Source organism: Bacillus sp. D48C (assembly GCF_053345735.1).
Genome location: NZ_JBKFAQ010000002.1, coordinates 584387 through 606610 on the forward strand (window position 1 = coordinate 584387; position 22224 = coordinate 606610).

A 22224-nucleotide genomic window follows, 5' to 3' on the forward strand; every position below is an offset into this window, starting at 1 on the left:
AGAATAGAAATGCCGAGTACTGTATATAATCCATTTTAAATTTGAATTCATATCATCCTCCTACCTCTCAATAATTCCAGTATATAACAAAAAAGCATTGGATACCCAATGCTTTTACACTTACGCAAATAAAGACGTATTCGCATATAAAGCTGGTGAACCACCTGAATGTACGAATAAAATGTTGTCTTCTTTATTAAATGTACCTTTTTTAATTAAGTCGATTAATCCCGCTACCGCTTTACCTGTATACACTGGATCAAGTAAAATACCTTCTGTTTTCGCAAGTAACTGAACTGCCTCTACCATTTCCGGCGTTGGTAACGCATATCCTGGCCCTACATATTGATCAAAGCACGTAACAGCGTCACGCGGGATAAAGTTTGGAATACCAACGTGTGCTGAAGTTTCATCTACAAGTTTTGCTACTTTCTCTTCTTGCTCAGCTTTTCCTCTACTTACGTTGATTCCAATTACAGGAATGTGGCTTTGTGTTCCAGCAAAACCAGTAATTAAACCAGCGTGCATACCAGCGCTACCGCTTACGCAAACGACTGTACTGAAATCAATTCCTTGGTCAAATGATTGTGCCATAATTTCTTGCGCACAAGCAACGTATCCCATTGCACCAGTAGGATTTGATCCACCAACTGGTATGACATATGGTGTATTACCTTTTTCACTAACTTCTTTCGCTACTTTATGCATCTCTTCCATAAGATCTGCCCCGTTTGGTACAACAATGACATTTTCAGCACCTAATAAGTGATATAAGAAATAGTTTCCGTTAAAGTCTGGCTTCTCTTCTGGTTCAAGCCCTTCTTCTAATACAAGGATACATTTCATTTTTTCTTTTACCGCAGCTGCCAGTGTTAGACGGCAATGGTTTGACTGAATACCACCAGCTGTAATTAACGTATCTGCACCATTTTCCTGTGCATCTGCAACTAAAAATTCTAATTTTCTCGTCTTATTGCCACCAGCTGTTAAACCAAGTAAATCATCTCGTTTAAAATAAATAGTCGGGCCACCAAGTGCTTCAGAAAAGTTGTTTAACTTTTCAATTGGTGTATATGATTCTGTATATTTTTTTCTCGGGAATTTAGCTAAATTCATTGTAACGCTCCTTTTGTACTTCTTTCACAATATATGTAACGTTACTATTATTACACGTAAAAATGGTGAAGTCATCTTTCTGGGTTAAAAATGTATTAGAATTTCGTTTTGATAAGTAAAACCGTATTAATGATTTTAACTTAATTACGGTACATGAAATTTATATCAACGATTTTTTAAATATATCGTTCATTCCTTACAATATATCAACGATTTTTCAAATATATCTATCGTAACTTGCAATATATCAACGATTTTCTTAATATATCGATCTATCGACAAAAAACGACAGACAGGCAACCCCTTTCTCATCAACAAAAAAAAGAGCCCACACATTCAAATGTGGGCTCCCTCCAATCACTTATTTACCGAAAAACGAAGTAACTGTGTTAATCCCGGTTCTAAATTCATTTCACCTTTATGGCGTACGTATACGACTTTATCTCCATTAAATTTCGGAGGATTTGCTTTACTATACGTATGCCACTCATTCGTTCCTTCTATAGAATACTCCATATATTCAGTTGCACCGACAATTATATTTTTACTATTATCTGCCGTTACATTTGGTGCCATCTGCGCAATTTTTGAATCACTAATTAATAACTTCTTTATATCCTTATCACGTTTGTAATCGTAAGCTGTCACAATTACATCGTTACCATATGCTTTCACTTGTAACCCTTGTTTAAATGAATAGCCATCTGGAGCAGTTTTCTCTCCTCCATTTGGTCCTGCTGACATCCAGCCTGTTTCAATCCCACCCGTATTTACAACAGTGAAACCTTTTTCATCTCCGCCTTTAATTTTCTTTTTACCAGCCCAGTCAGGTAAGTTTAAATCCCAATGCGTATGACTCGTGAAGAAAACAACCTGCGGATAGTCTTTTAATATATCGTACAATTTATCCACGTTTAAATAATCTTGTAAATACGGCGATTGTCTTGATCCCGATACCGTATCAGGTAAAACGTGATGAGAGAAAATAAAGATTGGTTTATTTTTATCTTTTTGACTATACTCTTCTAAATTTTGTTTTAACCAACCTAATTGCTCATCACTCATATATACTTCGTCCCACATTTTTGAATCGTGGTATTTCATATATTTTTCAGTTCCTAAAAATAAAAGTGGATAGCCATCTAATTCTTTTTTATGATATACCTTTTCTTGTCCACTAAATTTCAGATAGCGGTTAAATAAAGTTTCCTCAGTTACACCATTTGGCCATGTACTTTGAGAGAGTTTCCCATCTGCTGTCCATTTCCCAGCATAAAACTCATGATTCCCAACAGTAGACCATACATTTTCTGGATGCTTATTTTTATTTAACACACGCTTTACATCATCATATTGTGACTGTTGTCCAGTTGGCGTTATATCCCCATTCATAATAAGCGCTCTAGAAAGTGGCGTTACTTTATTCATATCTTTTAATACGTGATCAAAATCTCCTAAATCACCTTGAATGTCACTAATAACATTAAAAGTTGTAGCTGATTTTCGAACTTGCTCTTTCCCTTCCGCATGTGCTGAAAACGTCGGTAATAATGCCGCCATAACTGCTAACGAAGCAACCGTCTTTTTCATACAAATTCTCCCCCTAATAATAGAATGTACAAACTGACATGTTCTGCTTTCTCTTAGGTGCTTGTCCAATTCACATTATAGGGGGCGATTGTAAAGATTAATGGAATAAAAAATTAAGTGTTTTTTAAGAGATTTTGTCTTTTTTTCACACTCCACAATTAACAATTAACACTAATTTTTCTATTAACCTACTAATATTAACTGAATGTAAATTTATACGATAAATCACTTCGTTTAATATGTTGTGTTTTAATTTCCTTTACACAATTTCAATAAAGTACTTTACCATTTTAAATTCTCTTCATTAATCCTCAACTTCTATTCCAGCCTGTTTTAATGGTTCTAATACTTTCGGGTAACACATTGAAATATATTCCACTGTTTTTAAATTTTTTAGATTTTGAAATCCTTCAACAGATATAACATCAAATAAACTGTCTTCACCGTCCCAATCAGGCTTTAAAATATGATAAATTTCATTCCCACCATCAAAGCAAAGGGACTCAATCTTTTCCAAATCACTTATTTCCAAAGTTAACGCTTCTAAAAAAGCTTTGATTTCAACAATTGGCCCAGCTCCTGAATACCATTCAAAATAATTCGTATGCTTTTCTATTAAGTCTTTCAATTCTTTTAGAAATAGTGGCTCTTTATCTAATAAAGCTTCAATTACTACTAACTTAAAATTAAAATCCTGAAACATTTTACTCTTCCTCATTTTAAATTCCTCCAATGTTATAACATCCTTGTCCAAATTATTATAAGTAAAACATATCCAATTGCAGCTTCTTTATTTCTTTCAATATCACATTAAAAAGGGATATGCTTAATTGCATGTCCACAATCGAGAAAATATACATTATACATATTTTCTTACTAATTATATTCTTTATATACTTACCTTCGCTTCTCTAGCATCTTGTTTCTTAATTAAGTCTAAGTAAAAATGCGAGACAGTTGTGTTGTAATAAGGGGAAATGAATATGAATGACAGATTAAATGTAAACATGCCTATAAATGCAGTTAATAAAAACCAACCAATAAAAGATAACCAAAGAACAAATAACTTGAACTTATGTCCTTTCATTATTCTTTTACTCTCCCTTAATGCTTCACTTGCTGTATAATCCGGATTCTCTATTAAAATATAATATGCCATTGAATAAGAAAAATATTTAATAATACCTGGAACAATTAATAACAGACTCCATAAAAATAGAAAAACAGCCTGCAACACTCCTAATTTCATTGATTTACACAAATTATTTTTCCTAAACCCCACAAATACATCGTCCACCTTAGCATCTTCATTTTTACCTAAGCGTAAGGTGAAAACAGAATACCCATAATTAAAGATACCTTGTATGACACTGTAAATTAAGAAACAAATCAGTCCTATAAAAAAATAACTTAGAATAAGTAAAACTAGTGCTGTTAGATCTACTTGTAGTTGCCCACCCATTGAATAAATAAAGAAAACATCCAAACCAATTATCCCAATAAACAAACCAAATATTAAATATATAAAACTAGCGATTGCTGATGCACTTAAAGTTGGTACAAAATAGTATAACGCCGATATCCCTATACTTACTCCCCATTTCCCATCTAACGAATTAAGTGCTGCTTTCTTTAAATTTCTTATCAAACTTGCATCCTCCTTTTTTCCATATTTTAGCCAATAAAAATTTTACAAATAAAAAACTTGTAGCAAGCCCCACTACAAGTTCTTTTAGCTAAACATTTTAGCTTATCAAAACAAAATATACCTTCTACACAATCGGGGGTAATTTCTAAAATATGGTTTATTAAAATCATTATATAACATACTCATGGATTTTTGTTGAATATTCTATGTTTTCCGACAAATATACCCGAAACTCTTCCTGATGTTCATTTAGATATAATAACTTATATAGCAATATATTTTTCATTATCTTTCCCAATAAACCCTATCCTCTTGTTTTCCACAAAAAAGCACAGAGATTCCTCTCCATGCCTACTAACCTCTACCTCTTCACCGCATGCACATAATGCACCGTCTCAAAAGCTTCTAAATAATCATTTCTTCCTTCAAAATACAATGTATTTATATCCTCTGGTGATAAATGCTCATAAATAAGTAAGCCCGCCTTCTCTAACAGTGCTTCCATTTCGGCATAAGAATAACATGATTTCATCGGTTCTCCGCCTACCGCAGCCATTTTCACCATGTTTTCAACTCGATTGGATAATCCTTTTTTCGTAAATAAGTTTTCATCGGGATAATCGAAAACGATAGAACTCCCTACTGGAACTATCTCGAACAAGCACTCTATTAAACTAGCAAGCTCCTCTTTCGTTAAATAGTATGTTACACCTAATAGACTAAAGAACGTCTTTTTATTTTCAAATCCTTCATTGCGTAACTGTTCATAGGAAAATCCTTTCGTGAAATCCATCGAAACAAAATGAAGGTTATTTGGAACTTCAAGTTCTACTTCTTTTATTCTTTCCTTCTTAAACGCCTGCGTAGAAGGATGATCCACTTCAAATATTTCTATTTTATTTTCTAATTCTCGGTGTCTAAAACTGAACGTATCTAAGCCTGCACCGAGTATGACGTATTGTTTCGCTCCTAATGTAATTTCATGTAGTAATACTCTTTCACAATATGCGGCACGTGCTAAAGGTGTTGGTGATAACTGAACTTGCGTAATCCATTTCAATATTTCTTTTGGATTGTCTTGAAACTGCTCTGCAATTTCTTTATTGAAAAAGTGAATCCCTTGAACCATGTTCGTTTCAATATTGTTACGTTCTTTTTGTGAAATGAAATCTTTAGCTACATAATCATCAAAGATTTTAGGATTATCAAATTCACTATGATACGCCCTTCCGAAAGCTGATACTAACGACGTTACACTTGCTTCACCTTGTTTCACACACATACACTCTCCTTCATTTTCACAACAAAAATAGGGTTCTCCTGGCCAGGAGAACCCTATTATACACCTTATTTTTATATTGGTAAATTATAGAATAAATAAGTTTTTTTGTAAAGTTTTCAGCCTACTAACGCTCCAATAATTTGTGTAATCTCTAGCAGGAAGATTTCGATCTACACCGAATATTCCAGTTCATAACAATACAAATGGAGGGCGTCATGAAAAGATTAGTCATCATTACAGTTGGAAAAACACACAGTGGAAAAACTACATTTGCAAAAGCTTTAGAAAAAGAGTTACCCCACTCTTTCGTTATGGATCAAGATAACCAAGCTGAATTTATTAACACGCATTATGAAAAATTACAGCCGGCTGAAGGTGCTAATACATTTAAGCACGGTCTTTCAAAATTCATTGTTGATTATGCGAAAGAACATACAAATTTATACCTTATTATTTGTAATTCCAATCGCAGTAAAAGCGGAAGATTCTATTTACTAAACGAATTATTTCCACAGAATGAATATGTACGCATATTAGTTCATTTTGACATTCCAGATGATGTACTTTACGAAAGAGTGGCTCGAAGCACGCGAAGTACGAATATTTTTAGAGGTGGATATTCTAGTTTCAAAGAAGTACTTGATCGACAACAAACTGAATCACTTCACGATGATGTGGTAGATCCTGTAGAAAACGAGGCTGATTATTTGTTTGTTATTCGCAATAATAAAGATGTAAGCTTTACTATAGAAGAAATTGTTCATCTAGCTAAAGGTTTATCCCCTACCCCCAAATAAGAGATTATAAAAATTACATAATCATAGATTATTATGCAAATCCTTCCTCTAAGCGCCTAACATAGTATATAATAATAAGATAATCTACTTCTATATGCTCATTTTTACACAAAACAGTTCATGCATATGAAAGAAAAGAGGTACAAAAATATGAAAACAAAACAAACAATCGCTGCGTCTACACTAGCTTTAGCAATGATTGCTGGCGCGAACCCTGCTCATGCGGAAGTAAATGATGCTACTCCTCAGCAAAGTACGGGAGATCGATTAGCTGAAATTAAGCAACATAAACAAGAGTTAGATGCGAAATTGCAGCAACACAAAGAAAACGTGGATCAAACATTGAATGAACTTAACAAGGTTAAGGAAAATGTTGATACGAAGGTGAATGAACTACATGAACGTAAACAAGTTGCTGATGAAAAAATTAACGAGATTAAACAACATAAACAAGAGTTAGATGCAAAACTTCAGCAAGACAAACAAATCGCCGAAGATAAAATCGCTGAAATTAAAGAGCATAAAAAACAAGTAGAAGATAAAGTTGCTGAAGTAAAAGAGCATAAGCAAAATATCGATAACAAAGTGAATGAGATTAAAGAACATAAACAAACTGTCGATGAAAAAGTGAATGAAATGAAGCAACATAAAGAGAACATCGATCAAAAGGTTAATGAACTTAAGGAAGTAAAAAAACAAGTAGATGAAAAATTAGCTGAGTTAAAGAAAGCGAAACAAACTGCTGAGGACAAACTTGCTGAGTTAAAAGAAAACAAGCCGAATACTGGTAACACGTTAGAGGAACTTAAGAAAATTAAAGGCAATTTAGACAGTCTTTCCGCTAACTTAGAACTAGCTAAACAAGATGTGAAAAACAAACTAGCTGCATTACAAGAAGCTAGACAAGATTTAATCAATAAAATTAACGAAATTAAACAATCAAAACAAACTGTTTCAGACGATTTATCAAAGAAAAAACAAGACTTAGATATTAAAATCAACGACTTTAAACACACTGAGAAAAAAATTGATGACAAATTAGCTGAGATACATACAACGAAGCAAAATGTTGATAATAAGATTAATGAAGTATCACAGGCTAAACAAACTAATGGTACTAAAAACAATAACGCTAAAGAACTTCCTAACGCTAAAGAACTTCCTAACGCTGGTAGCGAGCAATCAAACAATATGGCTCTAGGAATGCTATCTGTATTAGGCGGTGTTTTATTACTTACTCGTAATAAAATTAAAACGTTATTCTCTAAATAAATCCATTAAAAAAAAGGAAACCCGCACATACATGTACGGGTTTCCTTTTTTTATATTAACTGTCCATCTCGAAGCATCAATATACGATCACATACATCAAGCATTCTTTCATCATGTGTAATCATAATTGCTGCTTTTTGGCTCTCTTTCACTTCACGTTTCATCATTTCTACAACTTCACGTGCACGTTTTGAGTCTAAGCTTGCCGTTGGCTCATCCGCTAATATTAAATCTGGGTTGTTCATGAACGCACGAGCGATTGCTACCCTTTGTTTTTCCCCGCCAGATAGTTGATTTGGATAATGATTCTTTCTTTCTCCTAATCCAAATGCCGCTAATAAATGATCTGCACGCTTTTCCGATTCTTGTTTACTTTCTTTTTTCAGCTTTGCAATGTAAAGCAATTGTTCTTTCACATTTAAATATGGAACAAGATTTGCAAACTGGAAAATGAAGCCGATTTTTTTCAAACGAATGTCTGTCATTTCCTTTTCTGATAACTGTGTAATATTTTGCTCACGAATGTAAATATCCCCTTTTGATGGTGATAATAATGCACCCGCGATTGATAATAACGTACTTTTCCCTGATCCAGAAGGACCGACGATTCCGATAAATTCTCCGGCTTTCACATCAAGCGATATCGGATGAAGGGCTGTTACTTCCGTATTCCCTTCTCCGTACACTTTACTTACTTTGTCTAATTTTAATAATGAAGTCATTACATCCCGCCTCCAATTGCCTCTAGCGCATCAACTTTTAATACTTGGTATAACGAAATAAGTGTTCCTAAAATACTAATTACGATAAAGATTGCTGCATATTGTGCAATCATCGGTGTTGTTAATAAGAACGGCATACCTGCTGGTAAAATTTGTTCTAACCCTTGTACAAGAACGATACTGATTACCATCGCAACGACTGATAAGAATAACGCCTGCACGACTAAGCTATTTGCTAAATACGAGTTCTTTGTACCGATTGCTTTTAATACACCTAATTGCTGTGTTTTTTGCAGTGTAATGACGTAGAAGAATACACCAATTAGTAATGCAGCAATAACAAGTAAGAATGCAATGATCATTGTTAATGTTCCTTGCTCTTCTTTAAACCCTGGAATACTTTGCAGCACTTCTTTTTTGTCAATTACGTGTGCATTTTTTACTTCTTTATCTGTATTAAGTGCGATTGCACTATAATCTTTTTGGTTTGGTTGTGAAATAGCGCCCCATACGTCTTCATTTACATAAACGACTGGTGTATGGCTAAACATTTGATCTTTCGTAAATCCGACGATTGTAAATTCTTTCTTTGAAACAGGATCGATAATTGTATCCCCAATATCGATTCCTTTTTCTTTAATTGATTCATCAGCAACCATTTCATTATTTGCTGTACCTAATTTCTCACCTTTTACAATGTTCGGTTCTAAAAATGAATCACGTTCACTTGAAAAAATAGCGATATCAACCTTTTTCGAACTATCTTTCTTTTCATACGTTGAAACTTTCACCCGAAATGGAACTGCCTCTTTCTCGTCCACTTGATTTACTACGTTATCTACATCGTCTTTCTTAATTTGTGAACGAAGTAATTTATTTTCCGCATCATCTGCTAAAACGAACTTATTTGCCTCCATATTTTGAATCGATGAAGCATTATCATATGATAATCCATTTGCTAATCCTGAAATAACAAGAACTAAAAATGATAATAAAACCATGATAAGTCCGATTAATCCGTATCTTAATTTTGATTGTTTCAATTCACGCAGAGCTAAAAACATTATGCTCGCTCCTTCCTCTTTCTTTCTATGCACTTATCATAAAAAAGAAATATGAACGGAATATGAACAGAAGATTACAAAGGGAAAATTAAATTACATCTGATACTTTTTGAGCGCGGAAAAGGTGCGGCTTTATAGCAGAAATGGGAGTACGTGAAATTTATATCAGCGATTTTTCAAATATATCAGCGCAAATAGAATTATATCGGCGATTTTCACAATATATCGGCGCAACTCAAATTATATCAGCGATTTTCCGATTATATCGACTTGCCGACATAAAACGACAAAAAAGAGGCCGTTTCCAAACAGCCTCTTCCATCTATTTCGGAAGCTCCACCCGAACAGTAGTCCCTTCCCCTTTCGTGCTATACACTGAAACGTCTCCGTTATGCAGTTCCACAATCTTCTGCACAATCGATAATCCTAAACCACTACCTTCTACGTTTCTCGCTCTTGCCGTATCTACTTTGTAAAAACGATCAAATATACGGTCCATCTCTTCTTTTTCCATACCAATTCCGTTATCAGATATAGAGACAATGACACTAGACTCTAACTCTTCGACGAAAAACTCAATCGTCCCACCATCGTTTGAAAACTTAATGCTATTCGTGAAAATGTTACTCCATACTTGATGAAGTAAGTTTTCATCACCTTTTATAGTGATATCTGGCACATCAAATTCAACGGCGATATCTTTTTCCCGCCATTTCCACTCAAGCATAAAAATGACGTCTTTAATTTGCTTCTGTAGATTGAATTCTCTTATTTGTAGAACCTTTTCCTCTTTATCTAATGAAGCGAGCGTAAGTAACTGTTTACATAAACTAGACATTCGCTTACTTTCACCCTCAATAATTTGTAAGTAATGATTTCTTTCTTCCTCACTCATCTTTTCTGTTTGCAACGTCTTTGAAAAACCTTGTATGGAAGAAAGTGGCGACTGAAATTCATGTGAAACGTTCGAAACGAATTCTTGTCTCATTTCATCTAGTTCTTTAATACTCTTCGTCATCTTTTGGAAGCTTGTAGATAACGTTCCTATTTCATCTTTTCGTTTTACGTCTAATTCAATTTCATATTCCCCACTCGCAATTTTTTGCGTAGCCTTCGTAAATTTACGAATGGGACGAACGATGTAACCTGCTGCAATCGCTATAAAAATAATACTTAGTAAAACGATAAACCCAAGTAATACCGCTAAGAAAATTCGCATCTCGCCAAATTGTTGCTGAATGTCAGGGCGAATGAATAAAGCGTACTGTTTATCACCGTGTTTTACCGGGACACCGACGCTATTAATTAATTCATTATCGAAAAATCCTGTAATGAAAAGGCGCGTTGGATAAGTAGAAACACCATTAAATGTCTCCCCCTGCAATACTTTATGAACGGTATCATCACTTATTGTCGTCTTACGAAATGCATTTCCGATACGCTTTCCATTCTTTTGATCATCGACAATATAAATTTCATATCCTAGCTTCGCAATAGACCGTAAGTATGCCTCTTGATTTTCTTCACTTTGCTTTTCATATAACGATTTTACTTCTTCAGCATACTTTAAAATCTTTTCACTATTATACGGTTTTAACTTCACTTGATAATATACGTTCGTTAATAAAAAGCCTATAATACTACTAAGTAGCATAATGCCGACCGTCATAAATACAAATCTAGAATATAGTGATTTCATCTTATTTCAGCTCCAACTTATACCCGAGGCCGCGCACCGTTGTAATTTGAAAATCATCCGTTCGTTTTGAAAAACGATCTCTTAATCGCTTTACATGAACGTCAACCGTTCGTTCATCCCCTTCAAAATCCATTCCCCATACTAATTCAATTAATTCTTCCCTTGAAAATGTTCTTCCAGGATAACTAGCCAGTTGCGATAACAATTCAAATTCCTTCAGTGGAAGCAAAATCGTTTGTCCGTTACACTTCACTTCAAAGCCTTTTCGGTCAATTGTTGTACCGTGCAACGTAATAATATCAGCACTCAGCATTTGATAACGACGAAGTAATGCTTTCATACGGAAAATGACTTCAGCTGGCTCAAATGGTTTTACGATATAATCGTCTGTACCAGAAATGAATCCTTTTTCTTTATCCACTAACTGGTCTTTCGCAGTTAATAAAATAACAGGAATATCATGATACTTACGAATTTCTTCACATAACGTATAACCATCAACAAACGGCATCATAATGTCTACAATCGCAAGATGAATATTTTCCTTCTCTAATACTTCTTGCGCTATCTTTCCATCTTCAGCCTCAAAAACTTTAAACCCCTCTTTTTGTAAATGATAATGCAATAACTCTCTAATATGTTTATCATCATCAGCTAATAAAATATGTATCATCTTCATTAAACCCTCTCTCGTTCATCCTTCTACATCACTACATTAAGAAACAATTGGATTTTTTGCAAGAAAAAGAAAAACAGAATTTATAAGTTCTTGGTGGATTGAAGAAGGTTTCAAAAACAGTCAGTCTTCAAATGTATAAGTAATTTAAAGAAAAGGATTCCTTAGAAGATACTTTTGTTATCATTATGGTCAGCTGCTTTATTTTTCTTATAACTTGATGACGTACTCTGGTGTACGAATAAGTGATCTATTACTTTTTTAGTAAGTGGTATAAAGAAATTCAGCAATAACCCACCTAAACAAACAGTTAATATAGTTCCAACACCTATTGGTCCATGTAAAATCGTTGCCATTATTAAGAATATAAGGTAAATAAATGTTCGTGCTATAAAAATATTCGTTCTAGTTAATTTTTGTATGATTAAAGTTAATCGGTCAATTGGAATGGGAGCAAAATTTGTTTGTAAATATATTGCAGTTCCTAATCCTGTAATAACTAATCCGATTCCAAAATAAATCATTTTACTGTACCATATTTCAGGTGTAATTAAATCGCGTAATAAAAATAGCCACACATCAATACCAATACCCGTTATGAATGCTGTTAACAACCCTAGTACCTCTGGTCTTTGTCTTTTTAATTTCGAATTACAACATATTAATAATAAAGCTATTATTATTTCCCAGCTTCCCACAGTAAGCCCCACATTTAAAGAAAGTCCTACTAAAAGTGCATCAAAAGGTGAAGTGCCAAAATCTGATTGTATTGTGACAGAAATACCAAGGGTTAATATTAAAATTCCTAATACATAAAAAACATACTTCATTTTAATCAACCTCTTCATCGTCATTTTTGTTGCATTTACAATAAAAATATTTTATATTAAATGTAACTTCAAATTGTTGCATTTGCAATAAAAACAAAAGATAAGGAGTTCATTATGAAAGAAATTCTTCGTGAAATTGGCATGATTGCAAGAGCATTAGATTCTATTAGTAATATAGAATTTAAAGAATATGAGCTTACAAAAGGTCAGTATTTGTACCTTGTGCGAATATGTGAAAACCCAGGAATCATTCAAGAAAAGCTATCTGAGATGATAAAAGTAGATCGTACAACCGCAGCCCGTGCTATCAAAAAGCTTGAAATCAATGGATTTATCGAAAAGAAAGAAGATGAATCTAACAAGAAAATCAAAAAACTTTTCCCAACAGAAAAAGGGAAAAATGTCTATCCTTTTATTAAAAGAGAAAACGATTATTCAAATACTGTTGCATTAGAGGGATTTTCGGAAACAGAAGCGGAAACTATTTCTAATCTTCTTCAAAGAGTAAGAAAAAATATAGAAAAAGATTGGGAATTTGTAAAAAAGGGAAATAAGAGAAATTATTGATTATATAAAGGAGCGAACTATTCAAATGACTACACATATAGAAAAGTGCACCCTTGAAGATATACACAGACTTCAAGATATTAGTTATGAAACATTTAATGAGACTTTTAAACATCAGAATTCACCCGAAAGTATGAATCACTATTTGGAAAAGGCATTTAACTTAAAACAATTAGAAAAAGAATTATCCAATATCTCTTCTCAATTCTTTTTTGTCTACTTTAACGATGAAATTGCTGGATATTTAAAGGTCAATATTGATGATGCTCAGTCTGAAGAAATGGGAAATGAATCACTTGAAGTAGAGAGAATTTATATAAAGAGCTCCTTTCAAAAACATGGTCTTGGTAAATATCTACTAAATAATGCTATTGAAATTGCAATAGAACATAATAAAAAGAATATTTGGCTAGGCGTATGGGAGAAAAATGAAAATGCTATTGCTTTTTATAAGAAATTAGGTTTTGTACAAGCTGGCTCTCATTCCTTTTATATGGGCGATGACGAACAAGTTGACCTTATAATGATCAAAACACTCATATAACTTTTTTTGAAAGGTGGGCTATTATGTATATTCCAAAGTATTTTAAAGTCACAAATGTTGATGAAATTTGGGATTTTGTTCAAAAAAACTCTTTTGGAACAATCGTCACAACTAAAAAAGAGAAACCAATCGCAACTCATTTGCCCTTTGGATTAACTAAACAAGGTGATGACTATTTTATTACTGGACATATGGCTTATGGGAACCCCCAGTGGAGAACATTTGAAACCTGCGAAGATGTTCTTGTAATGTTTCAGGGACCGCACTCTTACATCTCTTCTTCTTGGTATGAAAATGAAGAAGTTCCAACATGGAATTATCAAGCCGTTCATATATATGGTAAAGCAAGTATTTTAGATAAACAGGAATTAATAGATGAATTAACAACAATGTTGAAAAAATATGAAGAACATCGTGAAAATCCAATATTATGGGATAAACTTTCCCCAACTCTCTTAGAAAATGAACTGAAAGGGATAGTTGGGTTTAAAATTAAAGTAGGAGACATCCAGGCTGCATATAAATTAAGTCAAAATCGGAATGAGAGGGATTATAGTAATATTATTGATAAATTGTACGATGAAGGAAATCCAGATGCGAAACAAATGGCAAAACTCATGGGGAATAGATTAAACAATCACATATAATCCATTGTAATTCAACTCTCACATTTCAAAATTAAAGAAAAGACTGGAGGGCTTTATCGGCAGTTTTCTTTAGAACGTAAAAGATTGAGCTTAAAGTGCATGGGGGTTAATTATAAATATAGATCCATTAGAAAAGAATCTATTTTGAAAAAAGATTATTCAAAATAGATTCTTACATTTTAGTATTAAGATTATTTTAATCAAAAATAATTTCTAAGCCTTCGAAATATCAACAAATCCTTCTCCGAACACATCACGAACATCGTGTATAGCGATGAACGCCGCCGGATCCGTAGTTTGAACAATCCGCTTTAGCTTCACTACTTCTTGCTTATTAATAACAACATAAAGAATTTCCTTTGGAGTTTTCGTGTAATAGCCATGACCTGAGTACACAGTAACCCCTCTGCCCATTAAGGTAGTTACCTTCCCAGCTATTTCATTCGGGTTATCAGAAATAATCGTAATGGCTTTCTTCGGATTTAAACCTTCAATTACAAACTCCATCACTTTCGTTGCTACATATAGCATAATAATTGTTATCATCAGTTTTTCTGCACCAATGATGAAATAAGATGAAAACGCAACAATTAAATCGAAGAACAGTAGACCGTAGCTAATGCTCCAGCCTAAATATTTATGCGTCATCCTTGCTAAAATCGTAGTACCTGCAGTTGTTCCACCAACGCGAATAATAAGACCAATCCCGCACCCAATAAATATTCCTCCGAAAATGGCATTTACAAGCATTTCATCCGAAGCAATCGTCCAGCCTTCTGTCAAATGAAGAAATAGCGAGTTCGTAACTACAGCGATAATCGTATAAATTGTTGTAATCTTATTTAAAAACTTATAACCGGCTATTAACAAAATCGCATTTAAAATTAAGTTAACTAAGCCCGGTGACCATTCAAATAAATAGTACGTAATAATCGTGATACCTGTTACCCCACCCTCACCAAACTCGTTCGGGATAACAAACAAATTAACACCTAACGCAAAAAGAAATGCACCGATAATAATAAAAATAATGTCTGTCGTTCTTTTTTTCATACAGTACCTCACTTCTTATGTAAATATTTATTCTGCCATAAACTCTCACTATTATATCGTGGAATATTCAAATCGAACAGTGGTTTGTTTTTATTTTAATATAAGATAAAAAATCAACATTATTTATTATGTACTGCAAATAAAGTTTTGATTTCAACCGTAATTTACTCTTAAAAAGAAATGCTAAACATTGACTTGCACAAATTTCAAATAAAAAAGTACCCATCTAATTGTCATACGCAATGAGAATTAGATGGGTACTGCATGATACATTTAGTTTTTACATGTATTGTTTGGAGAAAATTGCAAATAACGACTTATACTCGCCTTATTAAGACCAAACCCAAACATCATCATTATTTTCAACGTTGCTCTTTACCTCATGAACTTTTTCAATGTTATCCGTTGTGTTCCAGTTAATAGAACTTCCACCCCAGCCTACATACTTCATATCAATTTTCACTTTCTCACCCACATTAAATACTTGTCCCTTTGTTAAGAAAACATCAATAATATCTTTCTTCCCATTTAGCGATGGATACTCAACTACAACATATTTAGTAGCACCGTCTCCCTCATCTTCCATCGTTCCTACTTTTGATACTTCTCCAATTACATAATTAGGTGAGCCATCTTCTTTCATGTGCATACCTAACTTGTTTGTTGTATTTTCAACTGCAGTTGCAACCATATATTCTGTAAAATTACGCATCATAGATCCAGTAGCTTTTACTTCATCTCCTACTTTCACATTTGAAAATGAATCAATATACACACTAACAGGTTCTTCGTATTGCTTAGATTTTACGACAATTACACCGTTATCTACTTCTACTACTCGTCCTTCTAACGTCGAGAAGTTCGATTCAATAGAAGCTGCACTCGCTTTTGTTACTTCTAGTCCTGGTAAATTTGTTCCTGATAATGCTGCGATCCCTAAAGCACCTGCTAAAATTATTTTTTTCATACCCATTATGAAACATCTCCATTCATGATGATTGTATTTGTTTGATTGGTATCGACCAACCTGTAATCATTATAGTTACAGGTTGTGAAAATAACAACCGTTTTCCTCATGCAATGTTGCATACTGTAATTTTTAAATATACAACAATGAGTCTAGATTCTCGAGTTACAGCAGGTGAAATTGTTGATGATGAAGAAGCTAATGTTATGCATCATATTTTTCAGCGCTACAATTTGTATAGCCGTAGTTCATTACATTATGTAGGAGCGGGATTCATATGTTAATAAAACCAAAGAGATTACAGCCAGGAGATATCGTGGCGACAGTAAGTCCTTCATGGGGAGGAGCAGGTGATTCTGAAATAAGATGGCGATATGAGCAAGGAGTAAAAAGATTAGAAGAGGTTTTTCGTCTTACGGTTATCCCAATGCCAAATAGTTTAAAAGGTAGCGAATACCTTTATAACAATCCAGAGGCTCGTGCGGAAGATATAATGACTGCATTTAAAGATACACGCGTGAAAGCAATTATCGCGAATATTGGTGGTGAAGATAGCATCCGGTTACTCCCCTATATAGATTTTAATGTGATACGCGAAAACCCGAAAATTTTTATGGGGTACTCTGACGTTACTATTTCACATTTATTTTGTCATAAAGCAGGCCTTTCCTCTTTATACGGTCCAGCAATTTTGACTGATTTTGCTGAAAATGTAGAGATGGATCCATATACAGTTGAAATGGTAAATCGAACTCTCTTTTCAAATGAAACGATTGACGAAATTCAACCAGCTCATGAATGGACGAGTGAGCGTTTAGAATGGATAGAGAGTAATAAGGATACAAGACGTACGATGCAGCAAAACAAAGGATATGAGCTACTTCAAGGCTCTACTACTGTACAAGGGCGTTTAATTGGTGGTTGTATAGAAGTACTGGAATTTGCAAAAGGAACGGAACTTTGGCCTGAGAAAAAACATTGGGAGAATAGTATTCTTTTCTTTGAAACCTCTGAAGATCATCCGGAACCAAGTTATATAAAATATTGGTTACGAAATTATGCAGCGCAAGGTATTCTGCAAAAAGCAAAAGGTATCATCTTCGGTAAACCGAAAGATGAACAATATTATGAAGAATATAAACATGAAATACTGCTGGTTATGAAGGAACATCATTTAGAAGATTTACCGATTCTTTATAATTTAAATTTTGGCCATACCGAGCCAAAGTTTATTTTACCTTACGGCGCGTTGGCAGAAATTGATTGTGAAAATGTATCTTTTTCTATTTTAGAGAGTGGCGTGGAATGAATAAAAACACTCCTATGAGATATGTCTGTGAATTGGTACTTTTTAAAAGTATATAATTGGAGGGAGATTACGTGTATGGAAGTAACATTTACAGTAAGTAAATGGGATGAAAAACCAATCGATGATACTAGAAAAGATTTCCCTATTAATATTGCACATGTCGAATATGATATTGATGGTGAATTAAAAGGAAAAGCTTTTGTTGAATACTTCTTATATTATTTAGACTCAAATATAAATGATGGTCACTTAGCTACTGCTAAAATTTCTGGATTTTTACACTTTGAAGGAATTTATAAGGGGCAACAAGGGACATTTACAGCTATAGAGCAAGGAATATTTGATAAAGGAAATTTAGATTCCCCAGGAACAATTATTAAAGCTACTGGTAACTTAGAAAATCTGAGAGGGTCCTATAATTATCAGTTTACAGGTCAAACCAGTAAACTAATTTTAGAGTTGGAATTTTAGCGAAATATCCTATAATTTAGTGGAAAAGACATTTCTTGTAATACTAGGAATGTCCTTTTTGTTGACGAGCTAGTACGTTATAGTCACCACCAATTTTTATAGGCAGCGTTGATGTTAATAGTCCTTGTACAACGAATCTCCCCTGCTCATCTGGCGTAACATGATGAACACCTTCATCTTTCGATACTTCCGTAAATAGCGCAACATCTTCTTTTGTAAACGTTCGTTCAAAGGTGATTTTTTCGCCTACTTGTAATTTCATCCCATGCGCCTCCTCAAAAACTCTTTTAAAATAAGAAAAACCGAAACTATAATCATTTCGGTTTTTCAAAACTGTAGAAGTCTATATTTACTTTAAAGAATGTACAAACAACCCGCTGCGCAGTTTCGGTTCAAACCACGTTGATTTTGGCGGCATAACTTCTCCAGCGTCTGCGATTGCTAATAACGATTCCATTGATGTCGGATATAGTGAGAACGCTGCTTTATATTCACCGCTATTTACAAGGCGTTCTAGTTCTTCTAACCCGCGGATTCCTCCGACAAAATCAACGCGTGAATCAGATCGCGGATCGTGTATTTCAAGTACTTGGCTTAATAAATGATCTTGCAGAATAGATACATCCAAACCTTTCACGAGATCATTCGCATCAAACGTTTCCTCTTTCACTGTAAGCTTATACCACTTCTCATTTACATACATTCCAAATGTTTTTGGCTCATTTGGTTTATACGGAGAAACAGCCGCTTCTTCTACATAAAAGTATTGCGCTATTTGTTTTAAAAACTGTTCTTCTGATAAACCATTTAAATCTTTTACAACTCGGTTATAGTCCCAAATGGATAACTCATCGTGTGGGAATAAAACAGATAAGAAGAAATTAAATTCCTCTTCTCCTGTGTAATTCGGATATTGTTCTCTTCGCATGATCCCTACTTTTGCAGCTGATGCAGAACGGTGATGCCCATCTGCAATGTACAGGTTAGGAATATCTTCAAATAAGTTTACTAAACTTGCAATTACTTCTTCATCAGCTATTTTCCAAGCAACGTGCCTAACGCCGTCTTCTGCTGTAAATGTATAGATTGGCGCATGTTCTTCTTTCCAGCTGGCAATGAAATGCTTTATCTCTTCTTTTGTACGATACGTTAAAAAGATAGGACCCGTATTTGCATCACACACATCTACGTGACGAATACGATCTAGCTCTTTTTCATGACGCGTTCTCTCATGTTTTTTAATTGTATCATCTTCATACTCATCAATAGATGTACAAACGACAAGGCCTGACTGCGTTCTTCCCTGCATCGTCAGTTCATAAATGTATAACGCTGGCTCTTCGTCTTGAATGAACACTTCTTCTCGTATAAATCGATTTAAATTTTCACCCGCTTTTTCATATACACGATCATCGTACGGTGAAAGTGCCGGGTCTAAATCAATTTCTGCTTTATCAACATGCAAGAAAGAATATGGATTCCCTTTTACAACTTCTCTTGCCTCTTCACTATTTAATACGTCATACGGTAAAGCTGCCACTTGTGCCGCTTTTTCCTCTACTGGACGAATGGCCCGAAACGGTCGTATTTTTGCCACATTCCTCTCTCCTTTACACAATCATTCGAACGGCTACAACACCTGTAATTTTGCTTATATTTTCTACAATATTCTCTTTTATTATATCATCAATTCCGTTATCGATATCAATCATTGTGTATGCCCAAGAATGTTTACTACGATTAATCATATCGGCAATATTAATATGATGTTCCGCTAAGCATCCTGTAATTTGCCCTACCATATTCGGGACGTTTTGATGCATAATTGTAATTCGTTTCTTTCCGATATACGGCAATTCTACGTTTGGATAATTTACTGAATTACGAATATTTCCTGTCTCTAAATATTCACGTAATTGGCGCGCTGCCATGAATGCACAGTTTTCTTCTGATTCGGACGTAGATGCACCAAGGTGAGGCGTCGCTGTTACATTTTTCATCTTTATCACATTTTCATTTGGGAAGTCTGTTACGTAATGCGTAATAACATCTTCTTCTAACGCTTTTTGAAGAACATTTTCATCTACAAGTTCTCCTCTTGAGAAATTGAATAAACGCATACCTTTTTTCATCTTCTCTATAGCGTGTTCCCCAATAATTCCCTTCGTTTGATTTGTAAGAGGAATATGAAGGGTAATATAATCACACGTTGCAAAAATTTCATCAAGGCTAAATGCTCTTTGCACATGTGTAGAAAGACGCCAAGCTGTTTCAACTGAAATATAAGGATCATATCCAATAACGTCCATCCCTAACGCTAACGCATCGTTCGCAACTAAAGCACCGATTGCGCCAAGGCCAATTACACCTAGACGTTTTCCTGCAATTTCTGATCCAACGAATTGCTTTTTTCCTGATTCAACAAGCTGCGGTACTTCTTCACCCTCTAAATTTTTCGTCCAGCTTACACCGTTAATAATGTTACGTGAAGACATAATAAGGCTGGCGATAATAAGTTCCTTTACTGCATTGGCATTCGCTCCTGGTGTATTAAATACTACAATCCCTTTTTCTGTACATCGCTCGACAGGAATATTATTTACACCAGCACCAGCTCTTGCAATCGCCTTTAAGTCTTTTGAAAACTCTTCTTGGTGTAAAGAATAGCTGCGAAGTAAAATACCATCTGGGTGGTCCATTCTATCCCCTACTTCATAACGCTCTCCGTCAAGAACTTGCAAACCCTTTTCTGCAATTTGATTTAACGTTTGAACACGAAACATATCCCCATCTCCCTATCTATTCTCAAGCTCAAATTCCTTCATATAATCTACTAATTGTTTTACACCTTCCACTGGCATCGCATTGTAAATACTTGCACGCATACCACCGACTGAGCGATGTCCTTTTAACGTAACAAGGCCGCGTTCTTTCGTTTTTTGTAAAAACTCATTGTTCAGCTCTTCTGACGGTGTTGTAAATGGAATATTCATAAGTGATCGATACGCAGGGTCAACTGGTGAAGTAAACAATTTAGATTCATCTAAAAAATGATAAATAAGTGAAGATTTCATTTTATTTTGTTCTTCAATCGCAGATACTCCGCCTTGCTCTTTCAACCACTCTAGTACAAGTTTTGTTACGTAAATACTAAAGGATGGCGGTGTATTATATAAGGAGTTATTTTTACTGTAAGTTTCATAATTTAACATTGTCGGACAAGAGCGATCTGCTCCCCCAATTAAATCTCTTTTTATAATAGCAATCGTTAAGCCCGCAGGTCCTAAATTCTTTTGCGCCCCCGCATATATAAGACCAAACTTCGAAACATCATATCGCTCTGATAAAATATTTGAGGACATATCCGCAACGAGCGGCACTCTTTCTACATGTGGAATGTCCACATATTTTGTCCCCTCAATTGTATTATTCGTAGTAATATGTACATAATCTAGTTTTTCATCACTTAATAAACCGTCCAGTTTAGGAATCGTAGTAAACTTCTCTTGCTCGGAAGAAGCAATCACTTGTACTTCCCCAACTTTTTCGGCTTCTTGTAGTGCCTTTTTAGACCATGAGCCAGTTAGTACGTATCCAGCTTTTTTATACGTATTCATTAAGTTGAACGGTATCATAGAGAATTGTAATGACGCACCGCCTTGTAAAAATAAAATATCATACTCATCAGGGATGCTCATTAATTCACGAAGTAAGTTACTCGCTTCCTCTATAATACTTTGAAAATAAGAAGATCGATGACTCATTTCTATAATAGACATGCCTGTCCCGTTATAATTTACAAGCTCCTTTTGCACTTTCTCTAAAACTGGCAAAGGGAGTATTGATGGTCCTGCTGAAAAATTATAGACTCTCTCCATTACCCTCATAACCTCCCTATTTCTCATTTGATTATTTTTTAAACTTTCTGAATTATAACCTAAAATATAATATGTGGTCAATTTGTTTTCTA

23 protein-coding genes and 1 pseudogene are annotated in these 22224 nt (G+C 34.4%); 8 read left to right on the forward strand and 16 right to left on the reverse strand.

The window, feature by feature from the left end:
* Window positions 1–120 precede the first annotated feature (120 nt).
* The 5 genes from ACLBXA_RS08020 to ACLBXA_RS08040 form a co-directional block, all read right to left on the reverse strand.
* Window positions 121–1116 carry a D-cysteine desulfhydrase gene (locus ACLBXA_RS08020; protein WP_098900330.1) on the reverse strand — a complete coding sequence of 332 codons (996 nt, stop codon included), beginning with the start codon at window positions 1114–1116 and terminating at the stop codon, window positions 121–123.
* 357 nt (window positions 1117–1473) lie between these two features.
* Window positions 1474–2706: a DUF4073 domain-containing protein gene (locus ACLBXA_RS08025; protein ID WP_098900331.1), complete on the reverse strand. Its 1233-nt coding sequence runs from the start codon at window positions 2704–2706 to the stop codon at window positions 1474–1476.
* Window positions 2707–3010: 304 nt separating this feature from the next.
* Window positions 3011–3424, reverse strand: coding sequence for a DUF6892 domain-containing protein (locus ACLBXA_RS08030; protein ID WP_001232168.1), 414 nt, complete (start codon window positions 3422–3424; stop codon window positions 3011–3013).
* 171 nt (window positions 3425–3595) lie between these two features.
* Window positions 3596–4354 (reverse strand): DUF975 family protein, encoded by a 759-nt coding sequence (locus tag ACLBXA_RS08035; RefSeq protein WP_000620770.1) that lies wholly within the window; start codon window positions 4352–4354, stop codon window positions 3596–3598.
* Between the two features lie 361 nt (window positions 4355–4715).
* On the reverse strand, window positions 4716–5636 hold the full coding sequence (locus ACLBXA_RS08040) for a class I SAM-dependent methyltransferase (RefSeq protein WP_199663878.1): 921 nt from the start codon (window positions 5634–5636) through the stop codon (window positions 4716–4718).
* 215 nt (window positions 5637–5851) lie between these two features.
* Between ACLBXA_RS08040 and ACLBXA_RS08045 the strand changes: the two genes are divergently transcribed.
* Both ACLBXA_RS08045 and ACLBXA_RS08050 read left to right on the forward strand, forming a co-directional pair.
* Entirely contained in the window at window positions 5852–6433 is a 582-nt protein-coding gene (locus ACLBXA_RS08045) for an AAA family ATPase (RefSeq protein ID WP_447617164.1), read from the forward strand.
* 150 nt (window positions 6434–6583) lie between these two features.
* Window positions 6584–7705, forward strand: a complete 1122-nt coding sequence (locus tag ACLBXA_RS08050) for an LPXTG cell wall anchor domain-containing protein (protein WP_447617165.1) — start codon at window positions 6584–6586, stop codon at window positions 7703–7705.
* A gap of 50 nt (window positions 7706–7755) precedes the next feature.
* On the opposite strand, the gene ACLBXA_RS08055 is transcribed toward ACLBXA_RS08050, so the two are convergent.
* The 5 genes from ACLBXA_RS08055 to ACLBXA_RS08075 form a co-directional block, all read right to left on the reverse strand.
* Window positions 7756–8427: an ABC transporter ATP-binding protein gene (locus ACLBXA_RS08055; RefSeq protein WP_000202594.1), complete on the reverse strand. Its 672-nt coding sequence runs from the start codon at window positions 8425–8427 to the stop codon at window positions 7756–7758.
* On the reverse strand, window positions 8427–9491 hold the full coding sequence (locus tag ACLBXA_RS08060) for an ABC transporter permease (RefSeq protein ID WP_000477741.1): 1065 nt from the start codon (window positions 9489–9491) through the stop codon (window positions 8427–8429). Before ACLBXA_RS08060 ends, ACLBXA_RS08055 begins: the two co-directional genes overlap by 1 nt.
* A gap of 322 nt (window positions 9492–9813) precedes the next feature.
* Complete coding sequence (locus ACLBXA_RS08065; protein WP_044783140.1) at window positions 9814–11190, reverse strand: sensor histidine kinase; 1377 nt, start codon at window positions 11188–11190, stop codon at window positions 9814–9816.
* A gap of 1 nt (window position 11191) precedes the next feature.
* The gene (locus ACLBXA_RS08070; RefSeq protein WP_000781960.1) at window positions 11192–11869 is read right to left on the reverse strand and encodes a response regulator transcription factor; all 678 of its coding nucleotides are present in this window, start codon (window positions 11867–11869) and stop codon (window positions 11192–11194) included.
* A gap of 161 nt (window positions 11870–12030) precedes the next feature.
* On the reverse strand, window positions 12031–12696 hold the full coding sequence (locus ACLBXA_RS08075; protein WP_000878286.1) for a YczE/YyaS/YitT family protein: 666 nt from the start codon (window positions 12694–12696) through the stop codon (window positions 12031–12033).
* 114 nt (window positions 12697–12810) lie between these two features.
* Here ACLBXA_RS08075 and ACLBXA_RS08080 point away from each other — a divergent pair, with 114 nt between their 5' ends.
* The 3 genes from ACLBXA_RS08080 to paiB are packed head-to-tail and all read left to right on the forward strand — an operon-like array spanning window position 12811 to window position 14454.
* Window positions 12811–13263 (forward strand): MarR family winged helix-turn-helix transcriptional regulator, encoded by a 453-nt coding sequence (locus tag ACLBXA_RS08080; protein WP_000658986.1) that lies wholly within the window; start codon window positions 12811–12813, stop codon window positions 13261–13263.
* A gap of 25 nt (window positions 13264–13288) precedes the next feature.
* Window positions 13289–13807: a GNAT family N-acetyltransferase gene (locus ACLBXA_RS08085; RefSeq protein ID WP_000207056.1), complete on the forward strand. Its 519-nt coding sequence runs from the start codon at window positions 13289–13291 to the stop codon at window positions 13805–13807.
* Between the two features lie 23 nt (window positions 13808–13830).
* Window positions 13831–14454: a protease synthase/sporulation negative transcriptional regulator PaiB gene (paiB, locus tag ACLBXA_RS08090; RefSeq protein WP_000275827.1), complete on the forward strand. Its 624-nt coding sequence runs from the start codon at window positions 13831–13833 to the stop codon at window positions 14452–14454.
* Window positions 14455–14667: 213 nt separating this feature from the next.
* Here the strand turns inward: paiB and ACLBXA_RS08095 are convergent, their stop codons facing one another.
* Entirely contained in the window at window positions 14668–15507 is an 840-nt protein-coding gene (locus ACLBXA_RS08095) for a YitT family protein (RefSeq protein WP_000747488.1), read from the reverse strand.
* Window positions 15508–15838: 331 nt separating this feature from the next.
* Window positions 15839–16480 (reverse strand): F0F1 ATP synthase subunit alpha, encoded by a 642-nt coding sequence (locus ACLBXA_RS08100; RefSeq protein WP_000525476.1) that lies wholly within the window; start codon window positions 16478–16480, stop codon window positions 15839–15841.
* 35 nt (window positions 16481–16515) lie between these two features.
* Between ACLBXA_RS08100 and ACLBXA_RS08105 the strand changes: the two genes are divergently transcribed.
* The 3 genes from ACLBXA_RS08105 (at window position 16516) to ACLBXA_RS08115 (ending at window position 18254) form a co-directional block, all read left to right on the forward strand.
* Window positions 16516–16758, forward strand: a complete 243-nt coding sequence (locus ACLBXA_RS08105) for a hypothetical protein (RefSeq protein WP_044784009.1) — start codon at window positions 16516–16518, stop codon at window positions 16756–16758.
* Window positions 16752–17783, forward strand: coding sequence for a S66 family peptidase (locus tag ACLBXA_RS08110; RefSeq protein ID WP_000905878.1), 1032 nt, complete (start codon window positions 16752–16754; stop codon window positions 17781–17783). Before ACLBXA_RS08105 ends, ACLBXA_RS08110 begins: the two co-directional genes overlap by 7 nt.
* 75 nt (window positions 17784–17858) lie before the next feature.
* Entirely contained in the window at window positions 17859–18254 is a 396-nt protein-coding gene (locus ACLBXA_RS08115; protein ID WP_000454103.1) for a DUF3224 domain-containing protein, read from the forward strand.
* Between the two features lie 61 nt (window positions 18255–18315).
* Here ACLBXA_RS08115 and ACLBXA_RS08120 read toward each other — a convergent pair.
* The 4 genes and pseudogenes from ACLBXA_RS08120 to serC form a co-directional block, all read right to left on the reverse strand.
* Window positions 18316–18516: pseudogene (locus tag ACLBXA_RS08120) on the reverse strand (dehydratase); the annotation flags it as partial.
* An 87-nt stretch (window positions 18517–18603) separates the two neighbouring features.
* Window positions 18604–19851, reverse strand: coding sequence for a DUF1015 domain-containing protein (locus tag ACLBXA_RS08125; protein WP_001063061.1), 1248 nt, complete (start codon window positions 19849–19851; stop codon window positions 18604–18606).
* Between the two features lie 13 nt (window positions 19852–19864).
* Window positions 19865–21037: a 3-phosphoglycerate dehydrogenase family protein gene (locus ACLBXA_RS08130; protein ID WP_000490235.1), complete on the reverse strand. Its 1173-nt coding sequence runs from the start codon at window positions 21035–21037 to the stop codon at window positions 19865–19867.
* A gap of 12 nt (window positions 21038–21049) precedes the next feature.
* A complete protein-coding gene (serC, locus tag ACLBXA_RS08135) occupies window positions 21050–22132 on the reverse strand; it encodes a 3-phosphoserine/phosphohydroxythreonine transaminase (RefSeq protein ID WP_000442926.1) in 1083 nt (360 codons plus the stop codon).
* Window positions 22133–22224 lie beyond the last annotated feature (92 nt).